Source organism: Frankia sp. AgKG'84/4, from assembly GCF_023242965.2.
Taxonomy (GTDB): Bacteria; Actinomycetota; Actinomycetes; order Frankiales; family Frankiaceae; genus Frankia.
In genome coordinates, this window is sequence record NZ_JALKFU020000459.1 from 1 (window position 1) to 4333 (window position 4333).

Here is a 4333-nt window from a genome sequence, read left to right on the forward strand (position 1 = left end):
CGCTTCCACCTCGACGCGCCCGGCTGGTTCCGCGCCACCGAGCGGACCCCCGCGCTCGCCGAGGTGGCCGCCGCGGTGTGGGCGCAGCGCCGCATCCGGGTCCGCTACCAGCGCTGGCGAGCACCGCGGGAGGTCGAACGCCTCCTCGACCCGCTCGGCGTCGTCCTCAAGAGCGGCACGTGGTACCTCATCGCGGTTGCCGTTCCGGCCACCCCACCCGACGAAAGCCCCACGGAACCGCGGACGTACCGCGTCGGGAAGATCCTTTCCCTGACAGCGACCGACGAGCGGTTCGACCGTCCCGCCGATTTCGATCTCGCCGGCTACTGGGCCGGCTGGACCAGCCGCTACGAGGCCGGTGTCTACCGCGCCGAGGCCACCGTCCGACTGTCACCGACCGGCCTGACGATGGCCCCGTACCGCCTGGCGCCGGCCGTCAGCCGGGCCATCCGGGACACCGCCGGCGCACCCGAACCGGACGGTTGGGTCCGCGCCCGCGTCCCGATCGAGTCCGTCCGTCACGCCACCGGCGAGCTGCTCACCCTGGGCCCCGATCTGGAAGTTCTCGACCCACCCGAGCTGCGCGACGCCCTCGCTCACGCGGCCGGGGCGCTGGCCGCCCTCTACGGCGCTCGCCCGCCTGTCGCCGACCGGCCCCCCGCATCATGATCCAAAAGCTGCCCCGGGGCCGGGGAGCAGGACGCGGAACGCGGTTCCCGTGCCGACGATGCTGGTGACCTCGACGAGGCCGCCGTGGGCCCGCGCCGTCGCGGCGACGATCGACAGCCCGAGGCCGCTGCCGCCGCGGCCACTGGCCCGGCTGTCCGGCGCACGGTAGAAGCGGTCGAAGACGTGCTCGGCGACCTCGGCCGCCATCCCCGGACCCCGGTCGACGACGTCGAGCACGGCGCCCAGGCCCGCCGGTGTGGCTGTGTCGGTCGCCGCCGGGGGGATCGAGCGCAGGCGGATCTCGACCGGGGTGTCGGGTGGGGTGTGGACGCGGGCGTTGGTCAGGAGGTTGCCGACGAGCTGGCGCAGCGCGTCGGCGTCGCCGAGGACCGGGCAGGTCGTCGGGAGGTCCGCGTGCACCGGGCGGTCGGGGGCGGCGGCGCGCAGGTCGGCGACCGCGTCCCGGACGACGGCGGCGAGGTCGAGCTCGGTGCGGGGCGGCGAGCTCGCGGTACGCCGCGGCGCACTGCGCCCCGACGGACCGGATTCCGACGGGTCAGGTTCCGACGGGTGGGCCAGCTCGTCGAGGTGGGCCAGGTAGAGCAGGTCGTCGACGAGGGTGCCCATCCGGACGGCCTCCTCCTGGATGCGCCGTAGGGCGGTGTCCGCGTCGGCTGGCGGAGCCATGCCGGAGCGCAGCAGGTCAGCGTAGCCGCGGATGGACGTCAGCGGGGTGCGCAGCTCGTGGGCAGCGTCGGCGGCGAAGCGGCGTTCCTGCTCCTGGGAGGCGATCCGGTCCGCGAACGCGGTCTGGATCTGGCCGAGCATCGCGTTGAGGGCGGCGGCGAGCTGGCCGGTCTCGGATCGCGCCTGGCCCGCGGGGGCGCGGCGATCCAGGTCACCGGCGGCGATCGCGGACGCGGTGCCGATCATCTGCCGCAGCGGGCGCAGACCACGACTGAGCCAGAACCAGGCCAGCACCGCCATGATCACGAGGACGGCGGCGCCGACCGCGGCCTCGACCCGGACCAGTCGGCGCACCGTCTCCGTGATCGGGCGCAGTGGCAGCGCGACCAGTACCCGGGACCCTTCGGGCAGCGTGCGCTGCACCGCGCGGTAGCGGTCGCCGCCGGCCGTGACGGTGAACGGCGACGACAGCGAGGACGTCCCGGCCCGGCCCTGGCCGGCGCTCGCCGCCGCGTCGAGCAGCCAGGTCGTCGGCGACGCCGCGCTGGCCGAGCCGGTCACCCGCAGCATCCGCCCGTCCGCGCGGCGGACCTCCACGACGTAGTCGGTGGGGCCGGCGGCGCGTTCGAGGCGACCTGGGCGCAGCGCCCCCGCCCCGGCGACGAGGGACGCCAGCGGCATCCCGCCCAGCAGCTCGCGGCGGGTGAGCTGCTGGTCGACCCGGTCGTTCAGGTAGGAGCGCAGCGCGAGGGCACTGGCCGCACTGGCGGTCGCGAGCCCCAGCGCGCACAGGGCCACCAGGCCCGCCATCAGTTTCAGCCGCAGTGTCATGACGAGCGCGGCAGCCGCAGCGCGTAGCCGAAGCCGCGCTGGGTGTGGATGAGGGCCGGGCCGTGGCGGCCGAGCTTGCGGCGCAGGTAGCTGACGTACTGGTCGACGACCGTCGGCTCACCCTCAAAACCGGGGCTCCACACCGCGTCGAGGATCTGCGGGCGGGAGAGCACCCGGTGGGGGTTGGTCAGGAAGTACTGCAGCAGCAGGAACTCCGTCGGCGACAGCTCGACGGCCTCGCCGGCGCGGGTGACGAGGTGGGTGTCGGGGTCCAGCTCGACGTCGGCGAAACGCAGCGTCTCGGCCTCGCCGGGGCCCTCGTCGGTGTCCGGCGGGCTGCTCCGGCGCAGCACCGCCCGGACCCGGGCGACGAGCTCGTCGATGGCGAACGGCTTGGTGACGTAGTCGTCGCCGCCGTAGGTCAGGCCGGCGATCTTGTCCCGGTGCGCGTCGCGGGCGGTCAGGTAGACGACGGGCACGTCCCGGCCGCCGGCCCGCAGCAGGCGGCACACCTCGAAGCCGTCGACGTCGGGCAGCATCACGTCGAGGACGACGAGGTCCGGCGACTCGTCGACGGCGAGGCGCAGCGCCGCCCGGCCGGTGGCGGCGGTCAGCACCTCGAAGCCGTGGAAGCGCAGCGCCATCCGGAGCAGGTCGACGATGTTCGGCTCGTCGTCGACGACGAGCACCCGCGGGGTTCGCACCATGTCGGCCTCCTAGCGGGGGTGGCTCCCGGCCCCGAAGTCCATCGGAGCAGCATGAGAGTTTCATGTGAGCACCGGGGGTGCGCGGCACGGACTGATCCCGCGGAACAGTCCCACGATCGGGAATCCACACCCGGTGGCCATGGTTGAGAGGCCCCCGTTCTGGAACTGTTTCCCAATGAGATCCCCCACCGACCTGGATCTGCTCCGCGAGCTGGAGCCCGTCGCCGAGGCCAACGTCAACCGGCACCTCAGCGTGGCTCAGGAGTGGATGCCTCACGAATACGTCCCCTGGAGCCTGGGCCGCGACTTCGACGCCCTGCCCTGGGAGGCCGAGCAGTCGACGCTACCGGCGGCCGCGCGGATCGCGTTCGAGCTCAACCTCCTCACCGAGGACAACCTCCCGAGCTACCACCGGCTGATCGCGGAGGGCTTCGGCAAGGAGGGCGCCTGGGGAACCTGGGTGCACCGCTGGACGGCCGAGGAGGGCCGCCACGCGATCGCGATGCGCGACTACCTGATGGTCACCCGCGGCGCCGACCCGGTCGGCCTGGAGCGGGACCGGATGTTCGCGATGAGCTCGGGCTTCGACCGGGAGGACGCCTTCGCGCTGCGCGAGATGGCCTACGTGTCGTTCCAGGAACTCGCGACCCGGGTGAGCCACCGCAACACCGGCCGGGCCTGCGCGGAGCCGTACGCGGAGAAGCTGCTGACTCGCGTGGCCACCGACGAGAACCTGCACATGATCTTCTACCGGAACATGGTCGCGGCGGCGCTGGAGCTCGAGCCGTCCCGGACGGTGCAGGCGATCCGCGACGAGATCCTCGGCTTCCAGATGCCCGGGGTCGGGATCCGCGACTTCCGCCGCAAGGCCATCCAGATCGCCCGCGCCGGCATCTACAACCTGCGCATCCACCATGACGACGTGGTCACGCCGATCCTGCGCCAGTGGCGGTTCTTCGAGCTGACCGGGCTGGACGCCGATGCCGAGCAGGCCCGGGAGGACGTCTCGACGTTCCTCACCGGCCTGGACGCGGCGGCGAACGCGCAGCAGGAGAAGCTGGACCGGACCACGGCGCGCATCCATCAGCGGGGTGAGGCACTGGCCTCGGCCTGACCGACGCCACCTGTCCGTAGTGTGCTGTTACCGTCAGCAGTGTCCTGTTACTGCAGAGTGTCCAGATGTAGCTGATGCGTGCTAGGGTCCGGCCGTCGCGACCGTCGACGGATGGAGCCTCGGTGAGCCTGCATCGCCGCAGTGGACTACCCGCAGTCAGCCTCGGGCAGCTCGGGTTGGGAATCGTCGCCATCACCGCGGTCGCGATCGCAGTGCTGATCAACCAGCCGAACTCGTCCCCGGCCGCCGACGACAGCGGCGGCTCGGGGACCACGGCCACGGCCACGGCCACCCGGACCGGCCCGGCGGGCACGCCGGCCCCCGG

General features: G+C 73.1%; 4 protein-coding genes and 1 pseudogene. 3 read left to right on the plus strand and 2 right to left on the minus strand.

What is annotated here, in order from left to right:
- The coding region (locus MXD58_RS21200) for a WYL domain-containing protein (RefSeq protein WP_250609792.1) at nucleotides 1-669 on the plus strand (669 nt) is incomplete at its 5' end.
- On the opposite strand, the gene MXD58_RS21205 is transcribed toward MXD58_RS21200, so the two are convergent.
- Together MXD58_RS21205 and MXD58_RS21210 are read right to left on the minus strand one after the other, a co-directional pair.
- Nucleotides 664-2187: a sensor histidine kinase gene (locus MXD58_RS21205; protein WP_248837620.1), complete on the minus strand. Its 1524-nt coding sequence runs from the start codon at nucleotides 2185-2187 to the stop codon at nucleotides 664-666. The two genes, MXD58_RS21200 and MXD58_RS21205, sit on opposite strands and share 6 nt — an antisense overlap.
- Nucleotides 2184-2894 carry a response regulator transcription factor gene (locus tag MXD58_RS21210; RefSeq protein ID WP_248837619.1) on the minus strand — a complete coding sequence of 237 codons (711 nt, stop codon included), beginning with the start codon at nucleotides 2892-2894 and terminating at the stop codon, nucleotides 2184-2186. Before MXD58_RS21210 ends, MXD58_RS21205 begins: the two co-directional genes overlap by 4 nt.
- 175 nt (nucleotides 2895-3069) lie before the next feature.
- Here MXD58_RS21210 and MXD58_RS21215 point away from each other — a divergent pair, with 175 nt between their 5' ends.
- Nucleotides 3070-4008 (plus strand): acyl-ACP desaturase, encoded by a 939-nt coding sequence (locus MXD58_RS21215; protein ID WP_248837618.1) that lies wholly within the window; start codon nucleotides 3070-3072, stop codon nucleotides 4006-4008.
- Nucleotides 4009-4130: 122 nt separating this feature from the next.
- Nucleotides 4131-4333, plus strand: a pseudogene (locus MXD58_RS21220) (hypothetical protein); the annotation flags it as partial.